The 16,683-nt window shown below is 68.4% G+C and carries 15 protein-coding genes; 7 read left to right on the top strand and 8 right to left on the bottom strand.

Going from position 1 to position 16,683, the window contains the following annotated elements:
• Window positions 1-38: 38 nt before the first annotated feature.
• Both G4D83_RS32000 and G4D83_RS31995 read right to left on the bottom strand, forming a co-directional pair.
• Window positions 39-1,556: an insulinase family protein gene (locus G4D83_RS32000; RefSeq protein WP_163868645.1), complete on the bottom strand. Its 1,518-nt coding sequence runs from the start codon at window positions 1,554-1,556 to the stop codon at window positions 39-41.
• Entirely contained in the window at window positions 1,556-2,962 is a 1,407-nt protein-coding gene (locus G4D83_RS31995) for a M16 family metallopeptidase (protein ID WP_163868644.1), read from the bottom strand. The genes G4D83_RS32000 and G4D83_RS31995 overlap by 1 nt, the downstream gene beginning before the upstream one ends.
• A gap of 195 nt (window positions 2,963-3,157) precedes the next feature.
• Here G4D83_RS31995 and G4D83_RS31990 point away from each other — a divergent pair, with 195 nt between their 5' ends.
• A complete protein-coding gene (locus tag G4D83_RS31990) occupies window positions 3,158-3,946 on the top strand; it encodes a DUF4190 domain-containing protein (RefSeq protein ID WP_163868643.1) in 789 nt (262 codons plus the stop codon).
• Between the two features lie 86 nt (window positions 3,947-4,032).
• Window positions 4,033-4,518: a DUF2267 domain-containing protein gene (locus G4D83_RS31985; protein WP_163868642.1), complete on the top strand. Its 486-nt coding sequence runs from the start codon at window positions 4,033-4,035 to the stop codon at window positions 4,516-4,518.
• Window positions 4,519-4,530: 12 nt separating this feature from the next.
• On the opposite strand, the gene G4D83_RS31980 is transcribed toward G4D83_RS31985, so the two are convergent.
• The 6 genes from G4D83_RS31980 to G4D83_RS31955 all read right to left on the bottom strand — a co-directional run bounded on the left by G4D83_RS31980 (window position 4,531) and on the right by G4D83_RS31955 (window position 12,865).
• Complete coding sequence (locus G4D83_RS31980) at window positions 4,531-6,444, bottom strand: HEAT repeat domain-containing protein (protein WP_163868641.1); 1,914 nt, start codon at window positions 6,442-6,444, stop codon at window positions 4,531-4,533.
• Between the two features lie 94 nt (window positions 6,445-6,538).
• The gene (dnaA, locus tag G4D83_RS31975; protein ID WP_163868640.1) at window positions 6,539-7,891 is read right to left on the bottom strand and encodes a chromosomal replication initiator protein DnaA; all 1,353 of its coding nucleotides are present in this window, start codon (window positions 7,889-7,891) and stop codon (window positions 6,539-6,541) included.
• A gap of 258 nt (window positions 7,892-8,149) precedes the next feature.
• Window positions 8,150-8,443 (bottom strand): hypothetical protein, encoded by a 294-nt coding sequence (locus G4D83_RS31970; protein WP_163868639.1) that lies wholly within the window; start codon window positions 8,441-8,443, stop codon window positions 8,150-8,152.
• 3 nt (window positions 8,444-8,446) lie between these two features.
• Window positions 8,447-8,851 (bottom strand): hypothetical protein, encoded by a 405-nt coding sequence (locus G4D83_RS31965; protein ID WP_163868638.1) that lies wholly within the window; start codon window positions 8,849-8,851, stop codon window positions 8,447-8,449.
• A 15-nt stretch (window positions 8,852-8,866) separates the two neighbouring features.
• A complete protein-coding gene (locus G4D83_RS31960) occupies window positions 8,867-12,163 on the bottom strand; it encodes a DUF3626 domain-containing protein (RefSeq protein WP_163868637.1) in 3,297 nt (1,098 codons plus the stop codon).
• A 36-nt stretch (window positions 12,164-12,199) separates the two neighbouring features.
• The gene (locus tag G4D83_RS31955) at window positions 12,200-12,865 is read right to left on the bottom strand and encodes a hypothetical protein (protein ID WP_163868636.1); all 666 of its coding nucleotides are present in this window, start codon (window positions 12,863-12,865) and stop codon (window positions 12,200-12,202) included.
• A gap of 315 nt (window positions 12,866-13,180) precedes the next feature.
• Here G4D83_RS31955 and rpmH point away from each other — a divergent pair, with 315 nt between their 5' ends.
• The 5 genes from rpmH to G4D83_RS31930 are packed head-to-tail and all read left to right on the top strand — an operon-like array spanning window position 13,181 to window position 16,682.
• Window positions 13,181-13,333, top strand: coding sequence for a 50S ribosomal protein L34 (gene rpmH / locus G4D83_RS31950; RefSeq protein WP_141648952.1), 153 nt, complete (start codon window positions 13,181-13,183; stop codon window positions 13,331-13,333).
• Between the two features lie 12 nt (window positions 13,334-13,345).
• A complete protein-coding gene (rnpA, locus tag G4D83_RS31945; RefSeq protein WP_163868635.1) occupies window positions 13,346-13,768 on the top strand; it encodes a ribonuclease P protein component in 423 nt (140 codons plus the stop codon).
• Window positions 13,765-13,983, top strand: coding sequence for a membrane protein insertion efficiency factor YidD (gene yidD / locus G4D83_RS31940; RefSeq protein WP_141648954.1), 219 nt, complete (start codon window positions 13,765-13,767; stop codon window positions 13,981-13,983). Before rnpA ends, yidD begins: the two co-directional genes overlap by 4 nt.
• Before the next feature lie 48 nt (window positions 13,984-14,031).
• Window positions 14,032-15,852, top strand: coding sequence for a membrane protein insertase YidC (yidC, locus tag G4D83_RS31935; RefSeq protein WP_163868634.1), 1,821 nt, complete (start codon window positions 14,032-14,034; stop codon window positions 15,850-15,852).
• Complete coding sequence (locus G4D83_RS31930; RefSeq protein WP_420826673.1) at window positions 15,849-16,682, top strand: hypothetical protein; 834 nt, start codon at window positions 15,849-15,851, stop codon at window positions 16,680-16,682. The genes yidC and G4D83_RS31930 overlap by 4 nt, the downstream gene beginning before the upstream one ends.
• The last annotated feature ends 1 nt before the right edge of the window (window position 16,683 follow it).

Raw genomic sequence — 16,683 nt, 5'->3', positions numbered from 1 at the left:
CGACGCGTCCTGCTCGACGCGCCGGGCTCCTTCAGGAACTACGGATGCGCGCTGGCGCTGCCCGGCTGCGTGTCGGGCTCCACCGCCATCAGCTTGCCCAGGTTGAGCCCGGACACCTGCTCCTGGATGAGCAGCGGGTCACCCACGAGGATGATTTGCAGCGTGGCCGGGTCCAGGTACTTCTCGGCCACGCGCTGCACGTCGGCCGCGGTGGCGGTGCGCAGTCCTTCCACGGTGCGGTTGAACTCATCCAGCGGACGGCGCTTGCGGTACAGCTGCGACGCGCTGGAGCCCAGGCCCTCCACTGACTCGAAGGCGCCCGGGAAGGAGCGGATGAGGCCCTCGCGCGCGGCGGCCAGCTCCTTCTCGGTGATGGGCCGCGACTTCAGGCCGCTCACCTCTCCCATCGCCTCGGTGAGCGCGGGGCCCGTCGCGTCCGCGCGCACCGACGCATAGGCCGTGAGCGGTCCCACGCCCAGGCGCGGGTCCATGCTCGCGCCCGCGCCGTAGCTGTAGCCCTTGGCCTCGCGCAGGTTCATGTTGAGCCGGCTGCCGAAGAAGCCGCCGAACACGGTGGTGGCCAGGTCCAGCGAGTACTCATCCGGGTTTCCCGCGGCGATGCCGGGACGGCCCAGCATCATCACCGTCTGGTCCAGGCCGGGCTTGGGCACCACGTACACCGTCTGCCGCGCGGGAGTGGGCGGCGCGGGCGGCGCGGGCGGCAAGCTCGCCGGAGCCTTCCAGGCGCCGAAGTGCTGCTTCGCGAAGGCCACGGCCTCGTCCAGGGTGATGTCACCCGTGAGCACGAGCGCCGCGGCGGCCGGGCCCGCGTGCTTCTTGTAGAAGCCCTGGACGTCCTCCAGCGTGAGCGCCTGCACGGAGTCGGGCATGCCTTGCGAGGGGTGCCCGTACGGGTGCGTGTTCCCGAAGACGGAGGACAGGAAGACAATCTGCCCCAGCGCGGTGGGCTGCCCCAGGCGGCGCACCAGGTCCGCGAGCTGCTGCTTCTTGCGCCGCTCGAAGGCCTTGGGCGCGAAGGTGGGCCGGAGGGTGACGTCCGCCAGCAGCGCCAGCGCGGCGTCCACGTTGCGCGTCAGCACTCGCACGCCCACCTGCGCGCCGTCCGGAGTCACCTCCTGGAAGGGCGACACGCCCAGGTCCGCGAAGGCGTTGTCCAACGCCACCGTGTCGCGTGTTCCCGCGCCCTCCAGCAGCATGCGGTACGTCAGGTCCGCGAGGCCATTCTTGCCCACCGGGTCCTGCGCGCTGCCCGCCGCGAAGGTGAGGCCCGCGAAGACGAGCGGCAGCTCACGCCGGGTGCTCACCAGCACGGTGAGCCCGTTGTCGAGCGTGGCCTTCTGGAAGGTGGGCAGCACCAGCTCCGGCGGCTTGCCCGGCGGGGGCGGCGTCGCGCGGAAGGCCTCCGCGTCGGCGGGCGTCGCGGGCTTCGGGGCCTGGGGCGCGGAGGTGTCCTGGGGCTCGGGCGTCGCGGGCTTCTGCTGACTGGCGCAGCCGGCGAGCGAGACGGTGACGAGGGCGGTGATGAGGCGGCGCATCAGTGGCGCTCCTTCGGTTCGACGGGTGCCTGCTTCCGCGCGGGCGGCACGGCGTGGAGGATGACGCGAGCATCGGGGCGCAGCGTGTCGCGGGCGAACAGCTTCACGGACTCGGGCGTCACCGTCTCGTAGCGCGCCAGGTCCTGCGCCACGTAGCTGGGCTCGCCGACGAAGTGGTTGTAGTTCTGCAGCACGTCCGCCTTGCCACCGAAGCCGCCAATGGACTGGAGGCCCGCCAGCGTGCGCGTGTCATAGCGGGTGCGGGCGCGCTGAATCTCCTCCGAGGTGATGCCATTGCGGCGGATGTCTTCCAACACCGCGTCCACTTCCTTGAGCAGCGCGTCCGTGGACACGCCGGGCCGCGCCACCACGTCGAGCGTGAAGACGGACTGCGCGCCCTCACTCTGCTGGGTGACGTTGACGCTCTGGGCCAGTTGCTTGTCGAGCACCAGGCGGCGGTAGAGGCGGCTCGCCTTGCCGGTGCCGAGCGCGGTGGCGAGCACGTCCGCGGTGGCGTCCCCCTCCTGGAAGTACCCGGGCGTCAGCCACTGGATGGACAAGAGGGGCAGCGTGGCCACGCGCTCCTCCTGGCGGATGACGACGGGCTTGGAGAGCTTCACCGAGGCGACCTCGGGCCGGGTCGGCTTGGGGTGGCTGGGCAGCGAGCCGAAGTACTTCTCGATGAGGGCCTTCGTCTTCGCCACGTCGAAGTCACCGACGACGGCGAGCGTGGCGTTGGAGGGCGCGTACCACTGGAGGAAGAAGGACTTCACGTCCTCGGGCGTGGCGGCGTCCAGGTCCTTCATCGAGCCGATGACGGCGCCGTGGTACGGGTGCGGCAGGGGGAAGAGGGCGTGCCAGGCCGCCTCGCGGGCGAGGCCATAGGGGGCCGTCTCGGTGCCCTGGCGGCGCTCGTTCTTCACCACTTCGCGCTGGGTGGCGAGCTTCTCCGGGGTGAGCGCGTCGAGCAGGAAGCCCATGCGGTCGCTCTCCAACCAGAGGGCGGTCTCCAGGTGGTGGGTGGGCACCGTCTCGAAGTAGTTGGTGCGGTCGAAGCTGGTGGTGCCGTTGATGTCGGTGGCGCCCAGCTGCTCCAGCATGGGGATGTGCACGTCATCGGCCACGTTGCGCGAGCCCTGGAACATCATGTGCTCGAAGAGGTGGGCGAAGCCGGTGCGGCCGGGTTGCTCGTGGTAGGCGCCGACGTGGTACCAGACGTTGACGGAGACGACGGGCAGCTTGCGGTCGACGGAGAGGATGACCTCCAGTCCGTTGGGCAGCGTGTACTTCTCGTAGGGGATGGCGAGCGCTTCGCGGCCGGGCTCCAGCGGCTTCGCCTCTTGTGCTGAGAGGGCGAGTGCCGGGAGCCCGAAGACGACGAGGGCTGCGGCGACGAGGGCCTTCATTCGGGACAAGGTTCCTCCGGGGCTTCCGTGCCAGGGACTCACCTCTCGCGCTTAGCACGCGTCCCTCGCCGGGTGGGCAAGGAATGACAAGCGGAATGGGTGTCGGCTGGCAACTGTTCAGGGCCGCCTTGGTGGGGGCGAGGTGTCGGCTGACTCGTGTCCCCGCGCGAGACGCTCCATGAGACACTGGAGTGCATGGTTTCTTCGGTCGGCGTCACGCCTCGCTGCGCGGTCCACCCGGAGGTGGACGCGGGGGCGACGTGTCAGCGCTGCGGCGGCTTCGTCTGCGAGGCGTGCACCACGTGGGTGATGGGCGTGCTGTATTGCGCGGCCTGTTCGCTCCGCCCGGAGGTGAACTACCTGGAGACCTTCCGGCTGAAGCTCTGGGGGCGGCGCGATACGAATGCGTGGCTGGTGGGGGGCGGGACGCTGGTGTTGCTCGCGGGGGTGCTGACGGCGTTCGTCCAGGGTGAGTGGCAGCTGGCGTTGGTGTTGCTTGGCTCCGCGGGCGTGGGTGGGGCGTTCTACGTGGGACAGCGCTGGGCGAGGACGGCGCTGGTGTTCACGCCGGTGGTCGCGGGCCTTGTCGGCATGGCGTTGTTCGGCCCGGTGATGTTGGTGGGTGGGTTCCTGCTGTTCGTCACCGCGTTGCAAATCTTCCTCGACCCGAGGAGCCGGCTCTTCTTCCAGGTGGAGGTGTCGGAGAAGGAGCTGCGGCGGCTGTGGGATTTGCGCGTGAACAACCCGTTGGCGAGGCATGCGCTGTCGATGGGCTTCGCGTCGTTGTTCTTTCCCTTGTTCGGTCCGCCGGCGGTGGTGCTGGGGGCGCTCGCGTTGCGGAAGGTGGATGCGCGGGCGAGGCCTCCCATCGGCCGGGGGTGGCAGGCGCTGGCGGGCATGCTGCTGGGCGTGGGGGGCATGGCGCTGTGGGTGCTGGTACTGGGGCCGCTGATGAAGGGCATGTTGGAGCGACTTCCCGCCTGAGTGCCGGCTCGCCGCCCCGGCGCGCGCCGGGGGTGTGGTGCCTTCCATGGCCAAGGTGCCCACGGTGAGGGATGGGAGGCCACGACATGGCGAATGAAAACGAGGGACGGGAAGAAGCGGGCGAGCGCCCGAGCACGTCGACGGAGGACCTTCGCGCGAAGCGGCACGAGTCGCGGACGGCGCGGACGTACTCGTTCTTCTTGAAGGACCTGGAGGCGAGGGCGGGCGTCGACCGTCCGCTCGCGGAGCGGGCAGCGGAGTCGGTGCTGTGCACGCTGGAGCAGCGGTTGATGAGTGGCGAGGTGAAGGACCTGGAGGCGCAGCTTCCCGAGAAGGTCAGGGACCTGTTGCAACGCTGCCCGCGACACGAGGGCCTGCCTCCCCGCAAGTTCAAGATGCTGGAGCTCATCCAGATGGTCGCCGACGATTTGGACACGACGCCGAACGAAGCGGAGCGCCTCACGAGGGCCGTGTTCGCCACGGTGCGCGGGCACATCTCCGAGGGCGAGACGGATGAAGTGATTGGACAGCTCCCCGCGGACTTGCGCGCGCTGTGGATTCCGGAGGTGTGAACCAGACGCGTGTCATTCCGCGAGCAGTGATGAAGCCAGACGGCGCACGTCCTCGGAGTCATCGCGGGCGACGACGTCACGCAGCAACTCACCGGCCGCGTGCTCCACGGTGAGCAGCGTCCCCAGCATCCGCACCACCTCGGCGCGGACCTGGGGTTCTGTCTCCATGCGCAGTGACTGCGCCACCGCGCGCAGATGAGGCCCGGCCACGCGCCGCGAAATCATCACCGCCGCCTGAACGCGCACCCGCGCCTCCGGGTCCTCCAACAGCACCCGGTCCAACAACACATCCACGTCCGCACCGGCCATCGCCCCCAGTGCCTCCGTGGCCGCCACGCGTACTTCCGCCGAACGATGGGACAGCGCCGCGCGCGTGTACTCCAACCCCCGAGCCGAGCCCGCCCGAGCCAGCGCTCGCAAGCACGTCTCCGCATCCAGCCGCTTCGCCTCACATCGCCCCATCAACCCGTCGAGCACCCCGAGCGCACGCCCCGGCTCCGAGCGCTCCAATCCCTTCACCATCGAGCCCAACGCCAAAGCCACCGCGCGCTTCAGCTCACCCTCCTTCGTCGTCCTCACGGCTCGCGCCAGCGCCTGCGTCAGCTCCGCCGAGGGTCGTGCCACCTTCCCCACCGCCGTCGCCACCAACGCCCGAGTCGTCACCCGCAGCCGTGACTCTCCCAGCAACCGGCCCAACTCCTGCTGTGCCTCAAGAGTGCCAGCGCTCCCAAGTGCCTCCAGCACCTGCCCCACCACGTCGTCCTTCACCGCCCCCTGTCGCACGCGCCGCGCCGCCAGTCCCGCCTTCGAGGGCAGCAATCGAAACAGCGCCGCCAATCGCTCACGAGCCTGGCTCCGCTCCTGCTCTCGCGTCTCGGTCTCCAGCACACGGAGCAGCACATCCAACGTCGCATCCCCTACCAACCGCCGGTCCCACTCCACCGCCGCCGTCCCCACGCGCGGAGTCTCCAGCCCCGTGAGCGGCTCCGCCTGCAGCCGGCCACGAGCCTCCCGGAACATCCGCATCGACAACGCCGTATGCCTCGGAGTCTCCAACCGGGTCAGCGCCACTCGAGTCTCCGCGCGAGTCTGAGGCAGCCCCGTCGCGCGCCCCCCTTGCTCCACCACGTCCGAGCCCGTCACCTCCCGCACCAACCCATCCTCATCGAGCATGAAGTCCAGGTGCCCTCGCAACCGAGGCACCACCACGCCCGGCCTCGTCGGCGCCCGCAGCGGCAGCGCCGTCCGCAAATACCGCCGCTTCGTCTTCACATACGTGTTCGCGCTCCCCCCCGCGCGGTACTCCGACTCGTAGTCCCCCGTGGGGTCCGTCTCCTCCGTGCTCCAGCTCCGTCCGTCCTCCGCGACGAACTGGGTGACCGCCAGCAGCAGTCGCAAGAACCTCCGCGTCTCCGAATCCATCCCCTCCTCGAAGTGGATGGAGAGCACCCTCCCCCGCGCGTCCTGCGCCACATACACGGGGCGCTCCAGTTGCGATCGGAAGGCAATCAGCGCCTCCTCGCTCAGCGGCTCCACCCGAGTGGGCTCCACCCGCGCCGAGAAGAAGTGCTGCCTTCCCTCCTCACCCAGGTACGCCAGCTCCAGCACCCCACTCCAGCCGAGGTGTCTCCAGTTCCGCCCCGCCTCCGCGCCAGGAATGTGCTCGGCCGAGCGCACGTCCAAATCGAACGCATACCGATGCTCCAACCCCGGCGTCAGCACGCGCTGACGGCCGCGCTTCCCCGGTGGAACTGTCTTCGAGGCGACAGCGGGAAGGGGCTCGTCGGAGCGCGGTGCGGGGTGGCTCACCGAGATGACCTGGGTCGTCGCGGGAGGCTTCCAACCCCTGGTCGACTCGAAGCTCCACAGGGCCACCAGCGCCAGCAAGGCGAACAGGAGCACCAGGTTCTTCGAATGAGGGGACACGGCTCCTGGGAATACGGAGCAAGCCGCGCTTCCTGGTCGTCAACCGCTCGTGACGCGGTGCCCCGACCTCAAGGCACCCTCAATCACCGAACGCTCAGTGAGTGCCGAGCCGCAGCTCCAGCTCCGCCAGCTCCCGCTTCATGGTGGGGTCCGACTCGCGAAGTCCCTCCACCTTTCGCACGGCGGAGATGACGGTGGAGTGGTCCTTGCTGAAGCGCGACGCAATCTCAGGAAACGAGCTCTTGGTCAGCTTGCGGCTCAGGTACATCGCCACCTGCCGCGCATGCGCCAGCGCCTTGTGACGGCGGTCTTCCTTCAACGACTCCACCGTGACTTTGTAGAAGCGGGCCACCTCGCGCTGGATGGCTTCCACGTCCACCACGTGCTGCGCGGGGAGGATGTCGCGCAGCACCTCCGCGGCGAACTCCTCTGTCACCGGCTGGCGCGTCAGGCTGTGCACCGCCGACAGCTTCACCAGGGCGCCTTCCAACTCGCGCACGTTCTTCTGGATGTGCTTGGCGATGAAGTGCGCCACCGCGTCCGGCAGGTCCAGGTTCTCCGCCACGGCCTTCTTCTGGAGGATGGCCACCCGAGTCTCGTACGTGGGCTCGCGGATGTCCGTCATCAACCCCATGGTGAAGCGACTGCGCAGCCGCTCCTCCAGGCCCGGAATCTCCGCGGGCACCGTGTCGCTGGTGAGGATGATGGCCTTGCCCAGCTCGTAGAGCGTGTTGAAGGTGTAGAAGAACTCCTTCTGCGTCTCCTCGCGCTTGCCCAGGAACTGGATGTCGTCGATGAGCAGCACGTCGCACTCTTCCCGGAACTTCCGCCGGAAGTCCGTCATGCGGTGCTCGCGAACGCTCTCCACGTACTCGTTGGTGAACTGCTCGCTCGACAGGAACACCACGCGCTGCGTGGGGTCCTTCTCCCAGATGTGGTTGCCCACCGCCTGCAACAGGTGCGTCTTCCCCAGGCCCGTGCCGCCGTAGATGTAGAGCGGGTTGTAGTGGTGGCCCGGCTTGTCCGACACCGCCTGCGCCGCCGCCGCCGGCAACTGGTTGCTGTCCGCCACCACGAAGGTGTTGAACGTGAAGCGGCTGTTCAGCCTCGAAGGACGGCCGATGCTCACTTTCACCGTGGGTGTGGGCGGGAAGTGGCCTTCGGGGACAAGTCCCTCCACCACTTCGTAGGCGACGGACACCAGTCCGTCACCCAGCCGCGCCAGGTGTCCCTCGAGCAATCCGCGGTAGTGGTCATCCACCCAGTCGCGGAAGAAGCGATCCGGAACACCCAGGACGAGGGCCCCGTCACGGACCTCCAGCGCGCGCACCCGGTCCAACCACTGGAGCGCGTACTGGCGGCCTTCCTGACGGATGGCCTCCAGCATCTTGTTCCAGAGAATTCCAGCACTTGGAATGGAAGGTGCGGCGTGAGCGAGGGCGTTCAAGTGTGTCTCAACCGTGCAAAGCGGAGGGAATCGCGAGCGTCTGGCGGTGCTAACAGACGCTTCCGGGTGGATCAAGCTACCGACCCAAAGCGGCGCCGTTGAAGGATCTTTTCCGGGCCCGGATGATCGGCAACGGCCATGCCGCCCCGGCGCCATTGTGGAGATCCGTTCGACTCCCCCCAACCGCTGGGGTTCCCCCGCCCCGACTTGACTGTGAGTACGGAATGCAAAAGGGCGCGGTTTCGCGCCCGGGCACGCTCAGGGGCTCGCGGTGGAGCCGCTGGTGGGGACTTCGCCCAGCGCTTCGTGGCTCGCGGCGTCCAGTTCGGGGAAGCAGATGTGACACGGCCCCTGGGGCAGTCCACCGACGCGCGCGAAGCCTCGTGCGTCCGTGCGGCCCTTGCGCTGGGTGCCGTCCGCGAGGATGACGAGGAAGCGCTCGTTGGCGATGGGCGCGTCGTTCTCGCCCAGCAGCTCCAACTCCACCCAGCCCTCTTCCAGGGGGCACGCCTGCACCGCGCTGCCCGCGGCGTTGTTGTCTCCGAGGCCCATGTCCTAGGTCCCTCCGTTCCTGAAGCGCTGTCGTGTCTGGGCGTTGCGTGCTTCTCGCTGCTTCCCGCGCGTCGCCTCCAGGTGCAGGCGGCGCATCCGCTCATGTGGCTCGGTGACGTCCGCGTCCTCGAGCATCTCCCGGGCCCAGCGCGACTCCGGCCGTGACTCGAAGTCGAGCCCGTGCAGCGCAGTCACCTCCAGGTACTCCGTGAGGCCCTGCCGGGACGTGAGGCCGCGCGCCCTCGCCTGGCTCAAGCCCTCGCGCACGTGGGCCGCGAGCGCCGGGTCCTCCAGCGCGCGCAGCTCCTCGGAGAAGGTGCGCCGCAGGTGCTCGCGCAGCTCGGCCTCGAAGGACTCCTCCGATACGGCGCGGAACGCTCTCATCTGGTGCTCTCGAATGGTCAGCATGGACGAGGGCACCCGTTAGAGCGTGGACGGCGCTTCGGAGCTGGGAGGCTTCGAGTCGAGGGGCTTCGCGCCGGTCTTGGAGGGCTTGGGCTTCGGGGGCGCCTTGTGGTGCTGCGCGCTGGCGAGCTTTCCGGTGAGCGTCTGCGCTCCGAGGGGATTCTGCTGCTTCATCGCGTCCTCCCGGGTGGCGAAGACCTCGAAGCTGTCGTCGCTCACGTAGCGCACGGGGATGCCGCCGGGGCGCTCGTCGGTGGCCCACAGTTGAGCGAAGGCGAGCAGCTTCGCGTCGAAGGCCTCCCAGTCCCAGACCTTCTCCTTGCTCTTGTATGCCTCGCGGCTCGCCGGGTTCACGCTGATGCGAATCTCCTCCACGTCGTGGGCCCACTCGACGAGCCCGTGGATGTGGGCCTCGATGTAGGGGATGGCGGCCTTCTTCTGGGCGGCCTTGCGCAGGCCGTCGTTCTGTCCGCGTCCGGCGGCGTAGAGCTTCAGGTGGTCCTCCTGGAAGCGCAGGCCGCTGATCTGCTTCATCAGGGTGAACGGGTGGGTGGGCGTGCAGAGGTCGTCTGGGAACACGCCCACGCTGAAGGTGTCGTTGTGCGTGAGGGTGATGCGCCGCCAGAGGTGGGGCTTGAGGATGTAGGCCGCGTCGCCGTACTTGGGGCAGGCCCCGGACGTCGTCTTCGCCAGGTTGATGGCGGCGTACTTGGGCCTTCGCGCGCGGTCGAAGCCCTTCGTCTCGCAGGGCGTCTGGTACTGCACCTTGAAGCGCTCGGCGTTGTCGCGAGGCACCGAGTCCGTGCTCGCGCCCACGCGCTGCTTGCCCGTCTTGAAGAAAATCTCCCAGTACTGCGAGAGGTGCGCCGGCTCCTTCTTGCCGGTGTCCACCGCGTCGATGACCTTCACCAGGTCATCGCAGTTGAGGTTCGCCGTGAGCTGGAACTGCACCAAATCCCGTCCGAAGTTCTCCACGGTGTAGTCCGTGGAGCCCGTGGTGTTGAAGGTGGCCAGGGCCTCGGTGGCGAGGGCGTGGTCGCGAGACAGCCGCTCGATGGTGTTGATGCGCGCGCGCACCAGCACCAGGCGCTCCTCGGGCGTGAGGTTCAGGAACTGGGCATCCTTCGGGTCGAAGCAGGCGTGGAAGTAGTACTGGTAGAAGAAGGGGAAGGCGCGCGGCTTCTGGACGATGGCCTCGATGAGCACCGACTCGTGCGCCTCGAAGTAGCCGCCGAACTGCTTCGTCACGTCCCGGATGGACTTGAGCTTCTCTTCGAAGTGCATCCGCCCCGGGCCCCCGGGCTTGCCGTCCACTCCGTCTTCGGGCGGCACCGCTATCTTCTCGGTGATGTGGACGAACCACGCCGCGTCCGCGATGAGCTGCTCGCGGAACTCCTGCTTGCGTCCCTTCTCCAGCTTCACCTTGTCCAGCCGCTCGTCGTTCAAGAACAGCAGTCGCTCCGACAGGAACTTCTTGCCGTTGAGCACGCGGTGGATTTCGAGCGTGTCCGCGTCGTGCACAATCTGCTCGTTGAGGTCGCCCTGCCTCGGAGGTTTGGGCTCGTCCGTGCGCGTGGTGTTCTTCGCGTCGCCCTTCTTCGCGGAGCGGCTGTCCACCTTGCTCACGGTGATGACCTTCGGGACGGAGGGCTCCTTCTCCTCGGGCGGCTTCGGCTTCTCCTTGCGCTCGTCGTCGTTCTGCTCGTTCTTGACAATCATCCTCGCGACGTAGGCGGCGTACTCGTTTCCGTAGCCGGACTCGCGCAGGAAGTAGAAGCAGTTGCGCGCGCTCTCGTGCTCCCAGACGTCCTTGCCGGAGCTGGCGCGAGCGCAGTCATGCATGCCGATGCCGTAGGCGATGGCGGAGATGTCCACCTCGTCCGAGTCGGGCTCGGGCATCAGCGCGAGGGCCGCGTCGCGCTGTCCGTCCTCGTTGCCCGGCCTGGTGCGCAGGCTCTCCGGGCGCGTGTCGCCAGGAAGGAATCGCGGCTGGCCATGGCGCAGGTAGAAGTTCGCCATCGCCATGCCGAGTATCAGGCTGCGCGCGATGTGCTGGTGGTTGTGGTGGAAGTCGGGGACGTTCTTCTCGTAGTGCGCCAGCAGCGTGTTCAGGTCCTGGCGCTGGAACTGGAAGAAGGTGGGCTGGTAGCCCTCCGCGGGCACGCGCTTGAGGACATTCTGCGCGCGGTCCGTCATCACCGCGTCGGAGGTGTCCGGGTGCAGCTTGGGCTCCAGCGTGAAGCCGCCCTTGTCCACGTAGGTGGAGTACTTGGAGACGAACCCGCCGCCCTTGGGCTTGCGTGGTGACGGGACGCTGGAGGACTCACCGAGCACCTCCCAGAGCGTCCTCGCCTCGTCCACCAGGGTCATCAGGCTCTCGGCCCGCTCGCCATTGATGACCGTCAGCGCGCTCGGGCTGGTGTGGATGAAGCACTTGGTGAAGTCCCTGTCGTTGTTCGTCGCGAGCAGCAGGGCCGTCTTCACCTTGCTCTTCCGGCCCCGCTTCGTGCTCAGCGCGGACTTCTTGAGGATGACGTCTGAGTCGCTCTTCTTCTTGGGCTCGGGACGCTTGCGCTCCTTGCGGGCGGAGGGGTCGCCCACGAGCGGTGGAGGAGGCTGGGCCAGGGGCGCGGGCGGAAAGCGGGGCTCGAGCGCCAGCAACATCTGTCCCCGGAGCAGGTCGCAGCTCGCGCTGGTGATGGCGCGGAGCTGCTCGGCCGACAGCAGCAGGCCCGCGCGCATCAGGGCCCGAGCGAACTGGACGACGTAGAGTCCGCAGTTGTAGCCGTCCACCTGCCGCTCGACGTCCGCGGAGGTCGTGAAGTCCAGCTCGCGGGAGAGATAGCCCCGCGCGCGCAGCTTCCGGATGAGGGCCTGGGCCGCGCCCGCGTTGCTCTCTCCCAGCGAGTCGTAGTGCACGAAGGTGCGGCTCGCCGCGGAGAAGACGAGCAGGCTCCAGTGCGTCTCCTCGGTGTTGACGGGGAACAGCAGGAGGGGCGCGCCATTCGGCAGGGCGGTGTCCGGCAGGTCCAGGTGACTCGGGGCGCCCAGCTCCGCGCCCAGGGAGTTGTCGAAGGCCTCGTCGTCGCCGTCCTTGCCCGCCTTGACGACGGAGGGCGATATCCACAGCACCTGGTGGGCGTTCAGCGGCCCCAGTCCGTCGTCGTGCGCGGAGACGCCGAAGTCGATGAGGGTGTCCGTCATCCAGCCGGTGTCTTCGCGAAGCTGGAAGAGGTCGTAGAGGCTCAGGAGGTTCTGCGTCTCACGCAGAACGGTTGCGTCACTGTCGAGGTAGAGAATCCACTCGTGGGCCATGAGGGCTTTCGCGGGCGCGGTGTGGGACGGGGAGAATCAGGAGCCGTGGATGGCGAGGAGGCGGGTGCGCGTGGGCTCGTCGACGGTGGTGACACGCTCGTACTCGTCGTCGTCACACGCGAGCAGGTCCTCCGGCGTCATCTCCAGGCCGCAGTGCTCGCGCTTGAAGGCGATGACCGCCACGGCCAGCTCGTCCTCGTCCCCTTCAACGTCCAGGTAGCCCAGGTTGACGAGCCGCTGGCGCACGCCGCTGACCTCCGTCAGCGGATCCAACCGGCTCAGCTTCAGCGCGTAGCGCTCCTCCCCTTCCAGCTCGAGCGTGGCCTGCTGGCTGCCTGGCATCACCCAGAACGCGAGGTCCCCGTCGGGCCCCGTGGTGCCGGAGAGGGCCTCCCCGTCGACCTCCAGGAGGTAACGGGCGTCCTTGCGGGGCTCCGAGCCGTTCAGGAGGCGGAACTGGACCTGGACGGGCACGCCCTTGCGCCGGAACCGGTAGCGCTTGCCCGTCTGGGCGGCGTGGCGGACCTCCCGGAGCTCGGGAATCGCCAGGACGTCGCCGGCCAGCAGGACGTTCGGGTCCTGGCGCAGCGCCCGGAGGTCAGCGTTACCCGGGTCATTCCAGATGGCCTCGGGGAGCAGGCCGTAGTGCGCCGCGATGTCGTTCAAGCACTCATGTTCCTGGGCCACATGCACCTGGGGCATCGGCCGACTCTAACGCGACGCGAAAGTCCGTTTGAGGGCGTTGCATCAACGGGCGGAGATTCCGGCCGAGGGGTGATCGGCCCCAGGGGCTCGGACTTCGCCTGGACATCCATTTCCGGACCCATGTAGGCAGCCGAACGCTCCCTCGGTGGGCGAGGGACGACGGTTTCGTTCCCAGGATCGGGAAAATGGGGCGGCGGAAGGTGATCCTCCGTTGACTTACCCCGGAAATGGGGTTACGCCCCCGGCCCTTTCCCTAGTTCAGGTCGCGCCGGAGCAGTAGGAGGCGCCGCCCATCATCAAGGAGTTCGAGCCGTGTCCAAGCGCACGTACCAGCCGTCGAAGCTGCGCCGCAACCGCACCCACGGGTTCCGCAAGCGCAACGCCACCAAGTCCGGCCGGGATGTCCTCAAGCGCCGCCGTGCGAAGGGCCGCAAGCGGCTGGTCGTGTCGGCTGCGAAGAAGTAAGCGAGTCCGCGTGTGAGGGCCGAGGGTGCGACGCCGGGGCAGCAGGGCCCGGCAGACCAGCGCTTCCCCAAGGCCCTTCGCCTGCTCAGCAGGCGTGAGTTCCTCGAGGTCCAGGACGGCGGGCAGAAACTTCCCTCCGACTGTCTCCTCGCTCTCTACAAGCGCAATGGCCGGGCGTACTCCCGTGTTGGCCTCACCGTGTCGAGCAAGGTGGGAAACGCGGTGGTACGAGCGCGCCTGAGGCGGGTGCTGCGGGAGTTGTTCCGCAAGCGCCGCATGCAATGGCCTTCGGGCCTGGACGTGGTGTTGGTGGCGCGCTCGTCCGCGAAGGAAGCCTCCTTCGTGGCTCTGTCCCGCGCCTTCGACGGTGTCACCCGTAAGCTGCAGCGGCTCCCGCCGGCCGCCGAGCCGAAGCCGAAGGAGCCTCCCAGATGAGCCCGCTCGCCTTCGCCATCTCGCTGCCCATCCGGTTCTACCGGAAGTTCCTGGGGCCGCTCCTGCCGAAGGTGTGCCGCTTCCACCCCTCCTGCTCCACCTACGCCATGGAGGCGCTGGAAAAGCACGGAGGCCTCAAGGGCTCCTGGCTCACCCTGTGGCGCTTGATGCGCTGCCAGCCTTTCCACCCCGGTGGCATCGATCCGGTGCCGTGACGGGGCTTCCACCCCTTGCCGCACCCTCCCCCGAGGGGAGGGACCTCTATGAACGATCCGCTCTCGCCCCAGTCGAACGACTCCCAGAAGCGGCTGCTGGTCGCCCTGCTGCTCTCCTTCGCCGTCACCGCCGGATGGATGTTCCTCTTCCCGCCCCCGCCGGCCGCCCCCGGCGCCGACGACGCGGGAGTGACGACCACCGGCACGACGCAGGACGCGGGCACCACGGCCCAGGCCGCCGTCCTCCCCCCCTCCGGTGACGGCACGCCGCCCACCGGCACGCCTTCCGACGCCACCCCTCCCCCGCCCGCACGGCAGGTGGAGCTGATGCGCAAGGAGTCCGTCTACCGCTTCTCCTCGCAGGGCGCGGGCCTGACGGAGGCCCAGCTGCAGGGCGTGAAGATGCGGGAGCAGCACTCGCTCACGCTGGCCCAGGGCTTCCAGTTGCTGGTGGGCAAGGAGGTGCCTCCCGCGCCGCAGATGAACCTGGCGCAGCCGGTGCCCAACGAGCCGCTGCCCCTGTCCGTCACGATTGAAGGCCAAAGCCCCCTGGCCAGGAACGTGCCCTACGCGGTGGAGGAGAAGAAGGGTGGCGAGTCCGAGTCCATCACCTTCACCGGCCGCCAGGGTCCGTGGGAAGTCGTGAAGGTGCTGCAGTGGCCGCGCGAGGGCTTCGAGCTCACGTACACCATCCAGGTGAAGAACACCTCCGGACAGCCGCAGAACGGCGAACTTCAAGTTCACTACGGCCGCGCCATCGACCCGAACTTCGAGCACGCGCCGTCCTTCTTCGGCGGCGTGGGCAACCTGAGCCGCTCCGCGTGCTGGGTGGACGAGAAGCTCCACAACATGAACCCGGGCGACGACAAGCCCGAGGACACCAAGGGGCAGATCCACTACTTCGGCATCAACCAGCAGTACTTCCTGTCCGCGCTCTACCCGCTGGACGGGCCGCGCCCCGGCCACTGCATCCTCACCGCCACGCCCACCGCGCGGCAGGTGACGGCGGCCTTCCCGCTCAGCGTGGGCGCCGGTGAGACGGTGACGCTGCGGCTCGGCGGCTACCTGGGCCCCAAGGACCCGGACCTCATGGCCGTGGTGCCAGGGCCCGAGCTGCGTCAGGCCGCGGGGCTCGGCGAGACGGTGTTCCACCCGAAGCTGGAGGACACCGTCGACTTCGGCATCTGGGCGGTCATCTGCAAGATTCTGCTGGGCATCATGAAGTTCTTCCACGGCCTCACGGGCAACTGGGGCGTGGCCATCATCCTGCTCACCGTCGTGGTGAAGCTGGTGCTGCTGCCGCTCACCTACCGCTCCATGGTCAGCATGGAAGAGGTGAAGAAGCTCCAGCCGCGCATGGAGGAGATCCGCAAGAAGCACGCGGACAACCGCGAGCAGCAGAACCTCGAAATCATGAAGCTGTACCAGGAGGCGAAGGTCAATCCGCTCGGCGGCTGCCTCCCGCTGCTCATCCAGATGCCGGTCTGGATTGCGCTCTTCACGGCGCTGCGCAACAGCTTCGACCTGTACGGTGAGCCCTTCTTCGGTCCCATCTGGAGGGACCTGACCTACAAGGACCCCACGTACCTGCTGCCCCTGGCGCTGGGCATCTCGATGATCATCACCCAGAAGATGCAGCCGCAGATGATGGATGCGACCCAGGCGAAAATCATGACCTGGTTCGTGCCCGGCATCTTCACGCTGACGCTGCTCCAGTACCCGGCGGGCCTGTCGCTCTACATCTTCACCAACAACATCCTCTCCATCGGGCAGCAGTACGGGCTCCGGAAGTGGTTGGACCGGAAGAACAAGCCCCAGGCTGGCGGCGGAACGCCCGCGGTGGCGACAGCGGGAGGAAAACGCAAGTGAGCGAACATCAGGTTCCTCAGCAGGCCCCCGTGGCTGGTGCTCCGGGCCCGGGTGGCACTCCGGCCCCGGACTTCCGGCCGCGCGTGGAGACGCTCCTCGGCGACATCTTCGGGCTGATGGGCTTCCCGGCGCGCCTGGACATGCAGGACGCGGCGGATGGCAGCCTGTCCGTCGCGCTGCACTTCGAGGCGGGCCCTCCTCCCGGCGTGGAGCAGGGCCGCCGCAGTCAGGTGCTGGACTCGCTCCAGTTCCTGCTCAACAAGATGCTGCACCGTCCCGGCGTCGAGCGGCGCTGGGTGGTGCTGGGCTGCGGCGCGCACCCGGAGCCCCGGCAGCGTCGCGAGCCGCAGCAGCAGGCCCCCGCGCAGGCGTCCGCTCCCGTGGCTGGCGCGGCCACGGCGGCTCCCGCTCCGGCGGCGGCTCCTCGGGCGCAGGCCCAGGCGCAGCAGCCCCAGGCTCCCGCGCAGGCGAAGCAGGCTCGGGGAGGAGCGGCCCAGGCTCCGGCGGCTCGAGGCGCTGCGCCCAAGGGCGCGGCGGGCGGCGAGTCGGATGAGCGCTCGGTGGCCGTGGAAGAGGATGCGGCGTTGCGAGAGGCGGTCCGGCGGCTCGCGGAGAAGTCCGCCAGCCTGGGGCGCTTCTACGCGCTCGCCGCGATGAAACAGGACGACCGCGCGCGCGTCCTGAAGGCTGTAGAAGGGGTCGCGGGGTTGAAGGTGTCGGCCGAGGGCGAGGGTCGCAACCGCCGTGTGGTGTTCACTCCGGAGAAGCCGGCGCCGCTGCCCAAGCGGAGCTTGCTGCCGGATGATGACGAGGACGACGTCGACGAGTGAG

The organism is Myxococcus eversor (assembly GCF_010894455.1).
Lineage (GTDB): Bacteria > Myxococcota > Myxococcia > Myxococcales > Myxococcaceae > Myxococcus > Myxococcus eversor.
The sequence above is the reverse complement of the archived record's forward strand: the minus strand, read 5'-3'. Positions and strand labels throughout refer to the sequence as shown.

Bases quoted from the DNA above. Each gene is read 5' to 3' on its own strand.
- yidD (WP_141648954.1), top strand. From the start codon at position 13,765: ATGAGCCCGCTCGCCTTCGCCATCTCGCTGCCCATCCGGTTCTACCGG.
- G4D83_RS31955 (WP_163868636.1), bottom strand. From the start codon at position 12,865: ATGCCCCAGGTGCATGTGGCCCAGGAACATGAGTGCTTGAACGACATC.
- yidC (WP_163868634.1), top strand. From the start codon at position 14,032: ATGAACGATCCGCTCTCGCCCCAGTCGAACGACTCCCAGAAGCGGCTG.
- G4D83_RS31995 (WP_163868644.1), bottom strand. From the start codon at position 2,962: ATGAAGGCCCTCGTCGCCGCAGCCCTCGTCGTCTTCGGGCTCCCGGCA.
- G4D83_RS32000 (WP_163868645.1), bottom strand. From the start codon at position 1,556: ATGCGCCGCCTCATCACCGCCCTCGTCACCGTCTCGCTCGCCGGCTGC.
- G4D83_RS31985 (WP_163868642.1), top strand. From the start codon at position 4,033: ATGGCGAATGAAAACGAGGGACGGGAAGAAGCGGGCGAGCGCCCGAGC.
- G4D83_RS31990 (WP_163868643.1), top strand. From the start codon at position 3,158: ATGGTTTCTTCGGTCGGCGTCACGCCTCGCTGCGCGGTCCACCCGGAG.
- G4D83_RS31965 (WP_163868638.1), bottom strand. From the start codon at position 8,851: ATGCTGACCATTCGAGAGCACCAGATGAGAGCGTTCCGCGCCGTATCG.
- G4D83_RS31960 (WP_163868637.1), bottom strand. From the start codon at position 12,163: ATGGCCCACGAGTGGATTCTCTACCTCGACAGTGACGCAACCGTTCTG.
- G4D83_RS31970 (WP_163868639.1), bottom strand. From the start codon at position 8,443: ATGGGCCTCGGAGACAACAACGCCGCGGGCAGCGCGGTGCAGGCGTGC.